The sequence below is a fragment of the Enterobacter cloacae complex sp. Mu1197 genome, assembly GCF_040059225.1.
Taxonomy (GTDB): domain Bacteria; phylum Pseudomonadota; class Gammaproteobacteria; order Enterobacterales; family Enterobacteriaceae; genus Enterobacter; species Enterobacter quasiroggenkampii.
On record NZ_CP157375.1, the window covers coordinates 1,638,744 to 1,654,402 of the forward strand.

16 protein-coding genes are annotated in these 15,659 nt (G+C 56.8%); 6 read left to right on the forward strand and 10 right to left on the reverse strand.

Going from position 1 to position 15,659, the window contains the following annotated elements:
* Positions 1–149: 149 nt before the first annotated feature.
* Entirely contained in the window at positions 150–776 is a 627-nt protein-coding gene (locus ABFV38_RS07660; RefSeq protein ID WP_023618860.1) for a TfoX/Sxy family DNA transformation protein, read from the forward strand.
* Here the strand turns inward: ABFV38_RS07660 and yccS are convergent.
* Both yccS and ABFV38_RS07670 read right to left on the reverse strand, forming a co-directional pair.
* The gene (gene yccS / locus ABFV38_RS07665; protein ID WP_111966972.1) at positions 733–2,895 is read right to left on the reverse strand and encodes a YccS family putative transporter; all 2,163 of its coding nucleotides are present in this window, start codon (positions 2,893–2,895) and stop codon (positions 733–735) included. The two genes, ABFV38_RS07660 and yccS, sit on opposite strands and share 44 nt — an antisense overlap.
* A gap of 19 nt (positions 2,896–2,914) precedes the next feature.
* Positions 2,915–3,361 carry a YccF domain-containing protein gene (locus ABFV38_RS07670; RefSeq protein ID WP_196364792.1) on the reverse strand — a complete coding sequence of 149 codons (447 nt, stop codon included), beginning with the start codon at positions 3,359–3,361 and terminating at the stop codon, positions 2,915–2,917.
* Between the two features lie 123 nt (positions 3,362–3,484).
* Here ABFV38_RS07670 and helD point away from each other — a divergent pair, with 123 nt between their 5' ends.
* Positions 3,485–5,539: a DNA helicase IV gene (helD, locus tag ABFV38_RS07675; protein WP_262790435.1), complete on the forward strand. Its 2,055-nt coding sequence runs from the start codon at positions 3,485–3,487 to the stop codon at positions 5,537–5,539.
* A gap of 58 nt (positions 5,540–5,597) precedes the next feature.
* Here helD and mgsA read toward each other — a convergent pair whose 3' ends face one another.
* Positions 5,598–6,056: a methylglyoxal synthase gene (mgsA, locus tag ABFV38_RS07680; protein ID WP_008499922.1), complete on the reverse strand. Its 459-nt coding sequence runs from the start codon at positions 6,054–6,056 to the stop codon at positions 5,598–5,600.
* An 80-nt stretch (positions 6,057–6,136) separates the two neighbouring features.
* Positions 6,137–6,799 carry a DUF2057 family protein gene (locus ABFV38_RS07685; protein ID WP_045908361.1) on the reverse strand — a complete coding sequence of 221 codons (663 nt, stop codon included), beginning with the start codon at positions 6,797–6,799 and terminating at the stop codon, positions 6,137–6,139.
* 173 nt (positions 6,800–6,972) lie between these two features.
* Between ABFV38_RS07685 and ABFV38_RS07690 the strand changes: the two genes are divergently transcribed.
* On the forward strand, positions 6,973–7,386 hold the full coding sequence (locus tag ABFV38_RS07690; protein WP_008499920.1) for a CoA-binding protein: 414 nt from the start codon (positions 6,973–6,975) through the stop codon (positions 7,384–7,386).
* A 37-nt stretch (positions 7,387–7,423) separates the two neighbouring features.
* On the opposite strand, the gene hspQ is transcribed toward ABFV38_RS07690, so the two are convergent.
* Positions 7,424–7,741 carry a heat shock protein HspQ gene (gene hspQ / locus ABFV38_RS07695; protein ID WP_008499919.1) on the reverse strand — a complete coding sequence of 106 codons (318 nt, stop codon included), beginning with the start codon at positions 7,739–7,741 and terminating at the stop codon, positions 7,424–7,426.
* 60 nt (positions 7,742–7,801) lie between these two features.
* Complete coding sequence (rlmI, locus tag ABFV38_RS07700) at positions 7,802–8,992, reverse strand: 23S rRNA (cytosine(1962)-C(5))-methyltransferase RlmI (protein WP_045261702.1); 1,191 nt, start codon at positions 8,990–8,992, stop codon at positions 7,802–7,804.
* Positions 8,993–9,166: 174 nt separating this feature from the next.
* Here rlmI and ABFV38_RS07705 point away from each other — a divergent pair, with 174 nt between their 5' ends.
* From ABFV38_RS07705 to yccX, 3 genes are read left to right on the forward strand one after another with little or no spacing between them, the layout of a single operon-like run.
* Entirely contained in the window at positions 9,167–9,724 is a 558-nt protein-coding gene (locus ABFV38_RS07705; protein ID WP_348959018.1) for a kinase inhibitor, read from the forward strand.
* Between the two features lie 10 nt (positions 9,725–9,734).
* A complete protein-coding gene (locus tag ABFV38_RS07710; protein WP_048222373.1) occupies positions 9,735–10,523 on the forward strand; it encodes an AraC family transcriptional regulator in 789 nt (262 codons plus the stop codon).
* Positions 10,524–10,534: 11 nt separating this feature from the next.
* Positions 10,535–10,816, forward strand: coding sequence for an acylphosphatase (gene yccX, locus ABFV38_RS07715; RefSeq protein ID WP_348959020.1), 282 nt, complete (start codon positions 10,535–10,537; stop codon positions 10,814–10,816).
* Here yccX and tusE read toward each other — a convergent pair.
* The 4 genes from tusE to ABFV38_RS07735 form a co-directional block, all read right to left on the reverse strand.
* Complete coding sequence (gene tusE, locus ABFV38_RS07720) at positions 10,813–11,142, reverse strand: sulfurtransferase TusE (protein WP_008499913.1); 330 nt, start codon at positions 11,140–11,142, stop codon at positions 10,813–10,815. The two genes, yccX and tusE, sit on opposite strands and share 4 nt — an antisense overlap.
* 68 nt (positions 11,143–11,210) lie before the next feature.
* The gene (locus ABFV38_RS07725; RefSeq protein ID WP_348959021.1) at positions 11,211–11,762 is read right to left on the reverse strand and encodes a LuxR C-terminal-related transcriptional regulator; all 552 of its coding nucleotides are present in this window, start codon (positions 11,760–11,762) and stop codon (positions 11,211–11,213) included.
* Positions 11,763–11,772: 10 nt separating this feature from the next.
* Positions 11,773–12,930, reverse strand: coding sequence for a CfaE/CblD family pilus tip adhesin (locus ABFV38_RS07730; RefSeq protein ID WP_348959023.1), 1,158 nt, complete (start codon positions 12,928–12,930; stop codon positions 11,773–11,775).
* 1 nt (position 12,931) lies between these two features.
* Positions 12,932–15,649, reverse strand: coding sequence for a TcfC E-set like domain-containing protein (locus tag ABFV38_RS07735; RefSeq protein ID WP_348959024.1), 2,718 nt, complete (start codon positions 15,647–15,649; stop codon positions 12,932–12,934).
* Positions 15,650–15,659 lie beyond the last annotated feature (10 nt).

A 15,659-nucleotide genomic window follows, 5' to 3' on the forward strand; every position in this document is an offset into this window, starting at 1 on the left:
TTTTCGGAAAGCGACTCGCAAAATTCATTCAATCTTGATGCCCCTCGAAAAATCATCTTGCTCAACGACGATAAGTTGCCTATTTTCCTGCTAACGGATCCGCTAGTAAGAAATTTTGTTGTTAGTCTATGATTCTGAAGGAAAATATCATGAAAAAGATATCTTATGAACGGATTTATAAATCCCAGGAATACCTGTCCCCGTTGGGCGAGATTCATCATCGCGCGCTGTTTGGAGGCTACACCCTGGCGGTGGATGATGCGGTCTTTGCCATGGTGTCCGATGGCGAACTTTATCTTCGTGCGTGTGAGGAGAGTGCAAAATACTGTGTTAAAAACGCCTCCTCCTTTTTGACGTTGATGAAGCGAGGCCGCCCGGTGCTGCTCAACTATTATCGTGTGGATGACGGATTATGGCAGGACAGGGAGCGGTTGCTTCAGCTCTCCTCGTTTGCGCTCAGTGCGGCAAGGAAAGAGCGCTACCAGCGTCATCAACGAAACCGTCTTAAGGATCTGCCGAACCTGACCTTTCAGCTTGAAGTCTTGCTCTTTGAAGCCGGTATCACCAATGAAGAAACGCTGCGGGCGCTGGGCGCCAGAGCGAGCTGGCTGAAGATGCGGGCAAAGAATAAAGCGCTCAGTATTAAAGTTCTCTTTGCGCTGGAAGGGGCTATCGAAGGGCTTCATGAGGCGGCACTCCCGGCTGGCATCCGCCGGGAGCTGACGGAGTGGTTTAATGCGCTGCCTGAGCCACAGGAGAGTCGTTCCTCCAGGTAGCGATGTGCTGTTGCAGCCGGCAAATTTCAGGCAGCAGAGCGATAAGCAGGCCTATCTGCTGAAGAACCAGCGGCGCTTTGCTGTCGTTTCCCGGATCAAGATGCGCAATGCGTTGAGCCAGTTCATCCAGAGCCTGTTGCACACGCGGTTCATCGGCTGGGCGGTGATGCAGTGCATCATCGACATAGCAGACGGCGTCATCAAGGAGGTTGAGAATTCCCGGGTTGGTGAGCTTCTCACGGTGGGCCCCCAGCGTCGAAATATAGCTGGTGAACGTATGGTTAAGGCAAAGCAGGCGAAACGCGGTCTCACGAATCTCTGCCGTGGCGCGCGGCTCCGTTGACATATTAGAGACAACGGAAGCCAGTTCAGCATCACTGTTATGCGCGTCGCGACGTGCTATCCGGTAAGCCAGACGGTTATCGCGGCCCTGGTGATACTGCTCCAGAATAGCGTCAAGGTAACGACAGTTGGCATTCATCGCCCTGTCTACCACGCGCGGCAAATTGCGAAAACGCCAGTCCGGCCAGATAAAGCTGACCGCGGCCCAGGCGATCGCGCAGCCAATCAGCGTATCAATCACGCGGGGCAGGGCGACTTCAAACCCTTCACCCAGCAGATTAAAGCAGAGCAGCACCAGCAGCGTGATGAACATGGTGGCATGGGCGTACTGCACGTTGCGAAACGCGAAAAACAGTACGCCGGTGATCACGATCAGAATCAGTTGCCCCTCGACGGAAGGCACGAAATAGAGCACCGGTAGGCCGATTGCGACGCCGACCAGCGTGCCGATAATGCGCAGCGCAAGACGGTGTCTGGTGGCGTTATAGTTCGGCTGACAGACGAACAGGCTGGTCAGCAGGATCCAGTAGCCATGATGCAGCCCGGTTATCTGGATAAAGGCATACCCCACGCACAGCACCAGCGACATTCTCACCGCGTGGCGGAAGAGAGCTGACTCCGGGGTAAAGTTGCGGCTCAGGCGAAGCCACATATCGCTAAAACCGTGCACGCTGTCATCAGCAAGCTGATTGTCCACTTCACTGCCCGGAAGCGCCATCGCCTGCTCGGACTCAATGGTCGCCAGCTGTGCGTCAATCGCCCGCAGGTTGTTCAGCAGAAAGCCCAGCGCTTTGATGTGTTCCGGTGACGTTCCGCTGGCCTGAACGCGGTCGAGCGCCGCGTCAAGATGGCTGAAAACGCGTTCAAAACGTGGGTCATGCTGATAGGGCGTGCGCAGCAGAATGGAGCGCGAGAGCTGCTGGCACGCCTGGGACTGCATGGACAGCAGGCGCTGGAAGCGAAACATCACGTCGCTATAGCGGAACTTCTCGCGCAGGGCGGCATATTGAACGTGCGAGGAGCTGGCACGTTCATGAATGTCCTGAGCGGCAAAATAGTAGTGTAAGGTTCTTCGCGTTCCGCGCTGACCGCGATCGCCACGCAGACGGGTCAGCAGAGAGGCTTTTGTCTGGTTAAGTGTGGCGACCAGTTGGCCATTTGCCAGCGCCAGATCGTAGAGCGGCGCCTGGCTTTCTTCCTCGATATCCGGGTCGAACAGCCGGGATTTCAGTTCCAGATAGTGGGCTAGCTGCTCAAAGCTGCGGGCAAGGTTGTCCTGCAGAGGGCGAACCGGGAAGAGCAGATGACCGGTTAAGGTCAGCAGGTTATACCAGATGGCACCGAGCAACAGCAGAACCGGCTGCTGGTACCACTGGTCGTAGAGGGATGCGCCCAGCATGGTGTAGATGGCAATCAGCAGGGCGCCAAACGCGATAGTGGCATAGCGCTGCCCAAGGCCGCCCAGCAAAATAAACCCGCTGGTTGAGAGCGTCAGACCCAGGGCAAACAGCCAGGGCCAGGGGAAAAGTAACTCAACGGACGCTGATGCAATAAAAAAGCAGACGAGCGTGATGACCAGGTTACGTAAACGCCCGGCCAGACGATCGTCCAGGTCCGCCAGCGCCCCGGCCACGACGCCCAGCGTGAGTGGGATGGTGAGCTTGACATCATTCAGCCACCAGGGCAGGGCAACCGTGCCGCAAAGCGCGATAAATATCCTGACGTTATAAAGCCAGGTGCTGTTCCAGGTATAACGGCGAAGCAGTGGGCTTAGCATAAACGCGGCCAGTCCTTAGTTACTGAAAACGACGACGCGCATTGGCTTCACGCGCCGCCTGGGCCACTTCGACCGGAACAACCCTGCGCCCGACGGGCCAAAGGGCGATCGCGGCGATCTTAAAGTTCGCGATCCCCACCGGAATACCAATAATCGTGATGCACTGCGCAATCCCCGCAAAAATATGCATGATGCAGAGCCACCAGCCGAAGAAAACCAGCCACAGAATGTTCAGCAGGGTTCCACCCGTATTCATCAGGGCGTTTTTGTTCTCCGGATTCAGTTCGTCAACGTGGATGGCTTCATTCCCGTAGGGGACGAAGGAGAGTTTTGTGATTTCCCAGCAGGAGCGGGTCAGGGGGAGCGTAAAAATCAGGACGATGCTCACCAGTGTGGCAAAAAGCCAGGAAAGGGTGGTGGCAAAACCGCCCAGCACAAAATTCAACACATTCAGAACGGTACGCATAAACCCTCACTTCCTTTCGATAAAATTAACGCCCAATGATTGTAACGTTTTTTTAGGCTGGAGCACCTTAAAACTGGCAGTTACACTGTCAGGTAAATTATCTCTTCGTGGATTTGGCGGAACATGGAACTGAAAGCAACGTCGTTAGGCAAACGTCTGGCGCAACACCCATACGACCGGGTGGTTCTCCTCAATGCCGGGGTAAAAGTCTCCGGAGAACGCCACGAATACCTTATTCCGTTTAATCAGCTTCTGGCTATCCACTGCAAACGCGGGCTGGTGTGGGGCGAACTGGAGTTCGTACTGCCTGACGATAAAGTCGTGCGTCTTCACGGCACCGAGTGGGCAGAAACCCAACGTTTTCATCATCACCTGAACGCGCTCTGGCAGCGGTGGAGTCAGGATATGAGCGTGATTGCCGCCGGGGTGCTTCAGAAGGTGCTGGACGATATCGCGCAAAGCAACGCGCAGCATTCGTGGCTCACCCGTCAGCAGACCGCCGGGCTACAGCAAAAAATCCGGCAGGCACTCTCGGCGCTGCCGATCTCCGTGACGCGTCTCGAGGAGTTTGACAACTGTCGCGACGCCTGGCGCCAGTGCCAGGCCTGGTTGAATGATAAGGATAAAAGTCGGCTCGCCCATAATCAGGCCTGGACGGACGCCATGCTCACCCAATACGCCGACTTTTTCAGTACGGTGGAGTCTTCTCCGCTCAACCCGGCCCAGGCGCGCGCGGTGGTTAACGGCGAGCAGTCGCTGCTGGTGCTGGCGGGCGCCGGTAGCGGTAAAACGTCGGTGCTGGTAGCCCGTGCCGGCTGGCTGCTGACGACCGGGGAAGCGGTCGCCGATCAAATTCTGCTTCTGGCCTTTGGTCGCAAGGCGGCCCAGGAGATGGACGAACGGATCCAGGAACGTCTGCATACCCGAGATATCACGGCCAGAACCTTCCATGCCCTTGCCCTGCATATTATTCAGCAGGGCAGTAAAAAAGTGCCTGCTATCAGTAAGCTGGAAAACGACGCGCAGGCGCGTCAGGCGTTGTTTATCAAAACGTGGCGCCAGCAGTGCAGTGAGAAAAAGGCGCAGGCGAAAGGATGGCGTCAGTGGCTCGAGGAGGAACTCAACTGGGGCGTACCGGAAGGTAGCTTCTGGCAGGATGACAAACTGGCGCGTCGGCTGGGTTCACGGCTTGACCGCTGGGTTAGCCTGATGCGAATGCACGGCGGAACGCAGGCAGAGATGATTGAAAGCGCGCCGGAGGCGATCCGCGATTTGTTTTCGAAACGGGTCAAGCTGATGGCACCGCTGCTGAAGGCCTGGAAAACCGCGCTGAAAGCGGAAAATGCCGTTGATTTCTCCGGCCTGATCCATCAGGCCATCATCATTCTTGAGAAGGGACGTTTTGTCAGCCCGTGGAAGCATATTCTGGTGGATGAGTTCCAGGACATCTCTCCGCAGCGCGCAGCGTTGCTCTCAGCGCTACGGGCGCAAAATAAGCATACCTCTCTGTTTGCGGTGGGGGATGACTGGCAGGCCATCTATCGCTTCAGCGGGGCACAGCTTTCGCTGACGACCGCATTCCACCACTATTTTGGCGAAGGCGATCGCAGCGATCTGGACACGACCTACCGCTTCAATTCACGGATTGGTGAAATCGCCAACCGCTTTATCCAGCAGAACCCGCATCAGCTGGCAAAACCGCTCAATAGCCTGCGGCAAGGGGATAAAAAAGCCGTGACCCTGCTGGCGGACGATCAGCTGGAACCGCTGCTGGACAAGCTCAGCGGTTACGCCAAGCCCGATGAGCGTATCCTGGTGCTGGCGCGTTACCATCACCTCAAACCCGAGGCGCTGGAAAAAGCGGCCACCCGCTGGCCGAAACTGCAGCTTGAATTTATGACGATTCACGCCAGCAAAGGGCAGCAGGCCGACTATGTGATTGTCATGGGGCTGAAAGAGGGCAGCGACGGTTTCCCGGCTCCGGCCCGCGAGTCGGTCATGGAGCAGGCCTTGCTGCCGGTGCCGGAAGACTTCCCGGATGCCGAAGAGCGGCGTTTGCTGTATGTGGCCATGACCCGCGCGCGCCATCGCGTGTGGCTGCTGTTCAATAAAGAGGAGCCATCCGTGTTTGTCGATATTTTGAAGAGTATTGATGTGCCGGTGGCGCGGAAGCCTTAACGAAGACGGGCAAGGATGGGTAGGCCGGGTAAGGCGTAGCCGCCACCCGGCAAAAAAGCTACTTCAATCTCTCTGAAAGATAACGCTGATAGTCCGGAATAAGGATATCTACCGGTGAGTTAAACTGCGGCGATTCGATGATGAAATCCGCCGTCGAGAGGTTTGTCGCCACCGGAATATTCCACACCGTCGCCAGGCGCAGCAGGGCCTTGACGTCCGGGTCGTGCGGAACCGCGTTCAGCGGATCCCAGAAGAAGATCAGCACATCAATCTTCCCTTCGGAGATCTGCGCGCCGACCTGCTGATCGCCACCCATCGGGCCGCTCAGCATGGCGTTCACCTCCAGACCCGTTTCGCGCTGGATCAGGTTACCGGTGGTGCCGGTTGCCGACAGGGCGTGCTTTTCCAGCAAAGACTGATGGCGGCGAACCCAGTTAAGCAGCATTTGTTTACAGTGATCGTGCGCCACCAGAGCAATGTGTTTGCGTTCCGGGAGCGTGCGTGTTGTCAGTTCCATAATCATATCCATCAGGTTAACTGCCTACACGATGACGGGAACCGTTTGACGCTGCAAGAGAAAGGCGTAAAAAATGTGGCTTATGATGAAGGTTGTTGTTTTGCCCACTGTAAAAATCGGGCCCGCGTGTCGGCATCGGCCTGCTGGAACCAGAATTTAAGGCGTTGTTCCGTCAGGGTCTGGGACTGGGGAGGAATGACGTCCAGTTCTGAGACGCCGGAAAGCAGCGTACTGTCGTCAGCCATCATGGTGGCAAACTGAGGAAGCGACGCGCGTTTACCCGCTTTGTTATAGGTCTGCGTCGCGGCCTCGTAGTCCGGACCTTTCGGTGAGGTCGTCAGCGCCAGAATATCCAGCTTCACCGGAATCGGCATCGCATCCCCGTCCAGCAGTTCAATGCGGGGTGAAGCGTCGAAGGCCGCCGATTCCTTCTCGGTTTCAAGACGAGGCAGGGTAATATTGACCTGACTGATTTGCCGGGTATTAAAGCTGACAATCAGCGGCGGGGAGATATACATCCTTTGCTCGTGATTCGCCAGACCGATCGATTTTTCCACCCGGAATACCAACTGATGCGGCCCGTTATCCAATTCGATGCTGTCCGCACCGCGCAATAAGGAACTGGAGACCTTTTTTCCGTCCAGTACCAGGAGATCAATATCGGTAGAGAGCCGGAGCGTGGTAGCAAAAACGCAGACCGGCATCACTAACGCAATCAGAGCAGTGGCAATACCGGTTTTCATAGAAGGCTCCCGTCAGAAATCCTGTCGCCGCATTAATGTATCTAAATTTTTCGAGAATCATGTTTACTAACATATAGACATATTTCGCCGTTTTGCCCTCATGCGTCGGTATGGGATGGATGGTTGAGATGTGCGGTTTGGCGTACACTTTTAAAAAAGCCAGGAGAAAAACCATGAAAGAGAACGATATTGCCGAGATTCTGACATCCACGCGTACCATTGCGCTGGTGGGCGCGAGCGATAAACCCGATCGTCCAAGCTATCGGGTGATGAAATACCTTCTCGATCAGGGCTACCACGTCATCCCGGTCTCGCCAAAAGTGGCGGGGAAAACCTTACTGGGCCAGCAGGGTTATGCCACGCTCGCTGACGTGCCGGAAAAAATTGATATGGTTGATGTCTTCCGAAACTCCGAGGCGGCGTGGGAAGTGGCGCAGGACGCTATTGCCGTCGGGGCGAAAACGCTGTGGATGCAGCTGGGCGTGATTAATGAGCAGGCTGCGGTGCTGGCGCGGGATGCGGGGTTAAACGTCGTCATGGATCGCTGTCCGGCGATCGACATCCCCCGTCTGGGGCTGGCGAAATAATAAAAAAAAGCCCGTTCATCGGGCTTTTTTTACACGCTTAGTTCCGCAGGCGCGGAGCCTGTAACTGTTTGCGGATAGTCTGAGCAAGTTCATCCATAGTGGGTTGCTCCGGATGCTCTTCCTGCAGCTCGCTGCTTAGCTGCGCTTCAGCAAGATAGGTGTGAACGGGTTGTCCATCATCCCCCTCCATCACCACATGGTACCAGGGTGCGGCGCGAAGCTCTGCGTTCACCGCCAGTTCGTCTGCTGACGGTTCATCAAGGGAATACTCCGGGTCGATATCCACGACCACACCCAAATACCCGAGCAAAGTGTGGCGGACCTGCTGGCCGATACCGAATTTGCTGGCAATCATAGTCACCTCCCGGGAAATACGACTTACACGTTATGTGCGGGCAATATTTCTCTTTTCAAGTTACATGACGCGACAGGCAAACCCTTTCAGATACAGTCCTTCCGGGTAGGTAGCAATCACGGGGTGATCGGCTGCCTGACGGAACTGCTCTATAAATTGTACATCACGGCCAGCATCTATTGCGGCATCGGCGATGATTTTCTGAAATAAATCTGTGGTCATCAGGCCGGAGCAGGAGAACGTGAGCAGAACTCCGCCCGGGTTCAGCAGCTGGATGGCCAACATGTTGATATCTTTATACCCACGGCAGGCGCCCATCAGCTGGCTTTTATTTTCCACAAACTTTGGCGGATCCATCACGATGACGTCGAACTTCTCGCCCTGGTCGCGGTATTTACGCAGCAGCTTGAAGACGTCGTCGCGTATAAATTCGGCTTTGCTCAGATCCAGTTTGTTCAGCTCGACGTTTTGTTTTGCCACGTCCAGCGCTTCCTGCGAGGTATCCACGCTAACCACCTGGGCACAGCCGCCCATCAGCGCCGAAACGGCGAAACCACCGGTGTAGGAGAAGCAGTTGAGCACGCGTTTGTCGGCAACGTACTGACGCGTAGCCAGACGACTGTCGCGCTGGTCGAGGTAATAACCCGTTTTGTGCCCGCCCTGAATATCCACCAGCAGCTTCATGCCGTGTTCTTCAATCGGCAGCAGGGCAGGCGGCAGCTCACCCGTGACCGGGCCCTGCGTCAGCTCCATGCCCTCTTTTTTGCGCACCGCCACGTCGCTGCGGTCGTAAATAGCACATTCCGGGAACAGGGTTTGCAGGGCACTAATCAGCGCGGCACGCTGGTATTCCGCCCCGGCGCTCAGGAGCTGTAGCACCAGGAAGTTACCGAAGCGATCGATGGTCACGCCCGGCAGGCCGTCAGATTCACCGGCAATCAGGCGGTAGCTGTCCAGCCCGTCGCGTTTTGCCAGCCACTCACGCCACTGCTGCGCCTGCTGCAGACGACGCACGAAGAAGTCGATGTCGATGGTTTCGTCTTTATCGAAGGTCCAGACGCGGGCACGGATCTGGGACGCTGGCGAGTAGGCGCCTCGCGCTAACCATTTCCCCTGGTGGTCCACGATATCAATGGTTTCACCGAGGCTGGCTTTGCCTTCCATACGGGCAACCGCGCCGGAAAAGACCCAGGGATGACGGCGCAGTAATGATTTCTCGCGCCCTTTGGCTAACACTAAACGTACACTCATAATTTGCTGTTCTGTCGATTTCAGGGAAATGGCGCGTAGATTACCACATTCAGCAAGGCGCAATCATCTGCGGATGCCGTTGAGCGTTTCGGCACAAAATCAAATCGCTTAGGCACATTGAGGCATTGTTGCGTGCTTTATCTTAGGGCTTCCGGTTCAGCAAAGGAAATACCCATGAAAAAGCGCAGTGTCATCACAATAGCCGCTCTGACGGCAATGAGTTTTCAGGTTTTCGCAGCAACGTCTTTCAGCGTGACCAGCCGGGATATTTCCGGCGATCGGCGGTTAGCGTTACCGCAGGTGTTTGAGGGATTTGGCTGCCACGGTGGGAATACCTCACCGCAGCTGGTGTGGGAACATCCGCCCGCGGGTACGAAAAGTTTTGCCATTACGGTCTATGACCCGGATGCGCCTACCGGCAGCGGCTGGTGGCACTGGACCGTAGCCAACATTCCCGCGAAGACAATGACGCTGCCCGCTGGTGCCGGTAACCCAAATGGCGAAAAATTACCTGCTGGCGCTGTGCAGGGGCGTAATGATTTCGGTTATTCTGGATTCGGCGGCGCATGTCCCCCTGCCGGGGACAAGCCTCACCGCTATCAGATTACCGTCTGGGCGCTGGACGTGGATAAACTGCCCGTCGACAAAAATGCCAGCGGCGCGCTGGTCGGTTTTATGCTCAATAGTCACGTTCTGGCAAAGGCTCAGTTAACAGCAACCTACAGCAGATAAGGATGGCGGGGTGCAGGAGTTCCATTTTCGACATAAACATCTCACGGCGGGTGAAGTGAGTGCCAGCAAAATGCATCGCCTGCACCAGGTTAAGCTCTTTTTTCCGGCGATTTGTCATATCACTCACGGCAGTAAGGTGATTGTGCAGGACGACAACCGCCTGGTGGCCACCCGGGATGAGCTCATCATTATCCCTGCCAATACGGCGATGGAGATCATTAATCAGCCTGCAAACGGTCTGTTTCACTCGGACTTGCTGATGTTATCGCCGGAAATCGTTGCCGAGTTTAAAGCGCATTACCTGAAATCCTGGCCGCGCATGACGTTACATTCGCTCTGTGCTCCGCTGAGCGAAGGGCTGGCATTTATGTGGGATAACCTGCTGCACGCAGTGCGTCAGGATCTACCGGAGGCGTTGCAAAAACATCAGGCCTTCGGTCTGTTGCTGGCATTGCTGCATGACGGCGTGGCAGGTCCGCTGCTTATTGAGCGAAACAATAACCTGACCGAGCAGGTGCGACAGTTCATCATGCTGTCGCCCGCCCGAGCCTGGACCGCGCAGGATGTCGCCAGCCGTCTCGCATTAAGCGTGCCGACGCTGCGCAGACGGTTACGTGAGGAGTCACAGAGTTTTCGCCAGATTGTGGAGGAGGTGAGGATGGGCGTTGCGCTGTCACAGTTACAGTCAACCCGATTACCGATCGGCGAAATCGCATTACAATGTGGGTATCTGTCCAGCTCTCGTTTCACCGCCCGTTTTCGGCAACACTACGGCTGTTTGCCGAAAACGCTACGTTAAGGAGAAGAAGAATGTCTAAAGTCTGTACTATTGCCTGGGTTCACGGCGTTGTTCAGGGCGTCGGGTTCCGCTACAGCACTCAGCGCGAGGCCATTCAGCTTGGGCTAACGGGATACGCGCGCAACATGGATGACGGCAGCGTTGAGGTGGTCGCCTGCGGCGAAGCGGAGCAGGTCGACAAGCTGGTGGCGTGGCTGAAAGCGGGCGGGCCGCGCAGCGCGCGGGTTGATAAGGTGCTAACGGAACCGCATCAACCCGGCCGGGAGTACGTTAACTTCGGTATTCGCTACTAAATGCACTTCACCGGTTTAGGCAGGCCGGCAATTTTGGTGGCCTGTTTTGCCGGGCCTTTCGGGAACAGACGATAGAGATAGCGGCTGTTGCCTTTCTCTTCACCGAACTTATTGGCCATCGCCTTGACCAGCATGCGGATGGCCGGAGAGGTGTTGAATTCAAGGTAGAACTCGCGGACAAAACGCACCACTTCCCAGTGTTCGGGGGAGAGGGTAATCCCTTCGTTTTCCGCAATTTTCTCCGCCAGCGGTTCGCTCCAGAGCGTCGTATCTTTCAGATAGCCTTCGCTATCGGTCTCAATTTCCTGGCCTGCAAAAATGAACATAATCTTCTGTCGTAGGTGAAAAATCGGCGACAGTGTAGCAAAAAAGCGGGCCCAGGATAAACCGTGACCTACAGGAGCAGCTGAAGCAGGTTGTTGGCATTGAGCTTCTTCAGCGCGTTGCATTTATGGGTTGAAACCTGTTTCTCCGACATGTGCGTCACGATGGCAATGTGGCGGACCGGCAACCCGGTCAGCATCAGATCGAGCACGTTGAATTCAGGAACGGTCAGGCAGCAGTCCAGGCTTCGAACGCGACGTGGCTCTTTTGCCAGCAAATACGCCGCATCGGCAACGGCGATCCTGTCGTCGATGATATAAAGCGTTAGCGTACTGAAACGCTTGCGTAAATGCGTCGCCAGCGCCCACCCCTTTTCGTTGCAGACCAGATAAAGGCTGCCTTTCCAGCGGGCGGCTTCCAGCCTGAGCAAAATGTTGATCAGCGCCTGATGCGTACCCGCAACGGAAAAGCGACAGCGGACAACGACCACGCGGCGGGTAAGCAGCGTTGGCTGCCATTGTACGGTATCGCTCTGGACCTCTAACTGAACGCCCCGACGCAGCAGCGCATAGCGCAGTCCTTCGGCGTAAAATCGATTATTGTCGAGAATGGCGTAACTCACGGTGACCTCGTTATAACGTGCTGGGCGTATAGATAACGCGCAGCGTGCCGGTATAGTCGCCCGCGTTTTTGCTGCTGGCGGCAAACGCGGGCGTTTTCAGGATAATCGGCGCAGGAATGCACAGTACGCTCTCGCGTCCGCCCGGCAGCACGACCTGACGCAGATACTGCGGATCGTTCGTGCCCTGCCAGACCACGGTTTTACCGTTCGCGACCGTTTCGGTTGCGCCTGTGACGGGATGGGTGACGGAGACCTGATAGTCGAGACGATCCCGCGCATCGGTCTGGCTTCCACCGCGCCGCCGGATAGAAAACGCCCCTTCGGCACGCCCCTCTGAGGGAAGTCCGTCATCCTCAAAGCGCAGATAGGCGCGGGTGCTGGTGCTGTTTTTGCCGTCGTACAGGCACATATCCAGCGTGTTTTCCCCCCGGATCTCGCTCCCCCCGGGGCGCCCCGGGAAGTTGGTCAGGTTGAGGTTAACGATGGGCGTGGAGTGCGGAAAGGCCGGCAGATAGATCTGCTGATTACCTGGATCGACCACCTCAATGCGAATATTCGCCTGCCATTTGGCGATGGTGAGATAACCAGGACAGCCGACATTCACGTCATTGAAGTTCCCGCCGCAGTCGGCGCTTCCCCACTGGCGCAGGTTCTGCTTCAGCGTGGCGGTCCAGATCCCCGGCAGGGCGAGCTTATCCAGTTCACTTTTTACGATATAGAAATCGAAGTAGGGCTCTCTGTTCCAGGCTGAGACGTCGACCGTTCCTCCTGTCACGAAGCTGGCGAAAGTAAACACTTTATTGTTGATAAACATGTAGTGATCGCCATACACCTTGATATCCACCGTCTTGCTGGTGAGGGCATGCGTAAAACGCAAGTTGATGGCATAAGGCGCGGCCGGGTTCGCCGAGAACCAGACCGGGGCGTTCATGCAGGCGCCGTTCGTGGTGTCAGTCCGGGACTCACAGGTCAGGGTGTTACGTCCCCACTTTTGAGGATCGGCGGGGTCATAACCACCCGATTCATGAAACCAGATGTCAAAACGCGCAGGCGGTGCCATACGATCGAAGCTGATCCCAACGCTGGAGTTTCGTCCCGCGGGGGCGCCCGCCAGCGTCTGGCCAGCCCACAGGCTTAACAGCAGTAAAATAAAGAGGCGTTTAATCACATCATTTCCCTTTAGTGAGGCTATCGGTGTTCATGGCAGTCGGGCCAGCAGGGACCGACCGTCCGGCCAGCATCAGCTGCGCCTGCTGCTGGACGGCATCCGGCAGGGCGGAGAAAGTTAATTCCTTACAGGGAATCGAACCGACGTAACGCACGACGTCGCGCATACTCTTCACGTTCAGCGCACACTGATAAAATTGCTGCTGACGCACCAGGTAGAGGTTATGCAGCAGGGCGTCGCTTTGCGCGCTAAACCCGCCGTTGCCAAGGTCACTCCAGCCGTTCACGTTCAGCGGCACGCCGCCGATAAACGGCGAATGGTGCTCGTCGGTTAACTGGCCAAGCCAGGTGTAGCTTGCGGTCGTTTGCACGTCCCGGCGCAGCAGTTTGCCTGGCACCATAAACAGCGTTCTGCTGCCTGACCCTTGCGTGATTTCACTGCTGGCTCCCCGGGAGACGTCCAGCGATTCGTTAATCGTCAACGTCGTCTGCTGATAGCCCGGTACCGCGAAAAGCGCGCGGCTGTTGCCCGGAATGTCTGCGCTCCCGCTGTTATCCAGCGACACGGCGACGCGCGGATCCTGAGCATCTTCCGGCGTCGCCACGTTCACCGCGACGGCGGAAGCAGGGCGACCGTCGCTCCAGCGGCCCAGCCACAGGCCAGAGCGGGACAGCGCGAGCGTTGAGCTGTAGTTGCCGCTGCTGCTTAGCGTATGGCGACGATCCTGACGATCCCTGGCGTCGCTGACGGTCAGGCTTCCGTTGCCATATCGTCCGCCCTGGCGCGTATAGGCTGAGGTATTCAGCGAGTCGCTATTAATGCCCGACGCGCTGAGGCCATACTCATTTTCACCGCGGGCATCGGCATACCAGTTATGCGCCACGCTGTAGCTAAGCTGGTTTTTTTCACGCTGCTGATGCTGCCATGTCGCGCCCAGAGAGGTGTAGCTTGAGGCATCGCCCTGACGGTTATGCGCCATGGACAGGCTCACGCTCAGGTAGCCGCCTTTATCCCTGCCGTCGCGGGCGTCATCGTTACGCATGAACAGGTTAATGCTGCTGTTAATGTTCAGGCCATGGGTGCTGAAGGCATTGCTCAGGCCACCCTGCCAGGCCCGCGTGCGCGAGCGGGTCATATAGACTGATTCCCACGGCAGACCCGCATCGTGGCGATCGTCACTGTCCGGCAGCTCCCGGCGTGAAACGTACCGGCCTTCGTTGCGGTTATCCGAATACCCCAGGCTTGCATACCAGGCGCCGACCGGGACGGAGAACATCACCGAGAGGGTGCGATAACAGCCGTTCACGGCGTCAAATCCCGCGCTTTGGGTGTTGCAGTTTTCAGCGGACAACGCGTTGCGATAGACGCTCAAAGAAAAACCGTCGTTGTAGCTGATTTGCTGAATATTGCCGCGCTGGCCTTCGCTGCCGTAGAGGTAGCTAAACCGGGTACTCAGCACGCCATCGATCGGGCCCGCGTTGAAGCCCAGGCTCCAGTCGAGCGCGTTCTCCAGGAAACGCTGGTTTTTCTTGAACGTTGCGCCGCTGGTCAGCGCCAGCGTCGGGGTCACGGGCAGACGAACGCCCGCCTGCGCAACCGCGCGGCGTTCTTCGTTTTGATCGCTGTTGTCGGTTTCGCCCGCCTGCAGGAACCACTCGACGCGGTCAAATGGCGTAATGCCGGTTCGGGTAAACGGCACCTGCTCGGTGCGCGTCAGCCGGTTATTTTCATAGATGGAGAGCGTCACGGTGTAGCTCCCGTCCGGGAACGAACGCGTGTCCAGGGTTTGCGCCCCGGCATTCAGATAAAAGCTCGCCAGCAGCTGATTTCCACGGCGGGCATCGATACGCGCGTCATGGGAAAGCAGCACGGTAACAGGGGTTCCCTTCGACTGCTGAACCGGGTTCATCCATGCCCGTGTTGAACCTGTGCGCAGGCCGCGAATTTTGCCCAGCGGCAGCTGGCTGAGGTTGATATTTCCGCCAGCGTTACTGAACAGATCGCGGGTATCCATCTCACCTAACTGGACATAGTACTGACGCAGGATATCCTGGCGGAACCAGGCGTTGTTGACGGTGACCTCCTGCTGCTGCTGGTGCCGTGAACGCTGCCCCAGCCAGGCCCAGTCGAGATTCACATAGCCGTCCTGGGTGAGCGCCAGCGCGCCGTTGCCCTGCACGGTTGCCGACTGATAATCCCTGTCGGCAACGAAGTTAATGTTCTGCTGATGGATCAGCGCATTTTCGGTGCCCTGAGTGGGCTGATACCATTGATTCTCTGCCGTCTGCTTAGGCAGAAATTTCTTGTCCAGGAACAGGTTAATGCGGGCGTTATTCTCGTCATAAATAATGGCCGCGCGGTCGGTATTGATGTAATCACAGCCCGTTGCGGAGCCGTTGCTGCTGCAGGCCAGGTTGCCGTTACGGGCAAGCGGAACGGCCAGCGCGGCAGACACGGTGGCAACGAGGGATGGGTCGTCATTAAACCGGCGTTTGATGGCCGCTACCACGGTTTCAGGTGCGACAAAGCTGACCGTTTCAAGCGTGATATCCGTTTCAAAAAGGCCAAGCGCCTCGCCGTAGAGGTTCACCTCTGTCCACAGGCGCTGCGTCTTCGCCAGGTCTTCAAAACCTGGCGGGACGGCCATCCCTGCGCAGGCGAGTTGGATTGAAGCGGGTAACAAAGCAACAAAGAGGAGGGTATTTCTGTGAAACGCCATGAACGAGCCT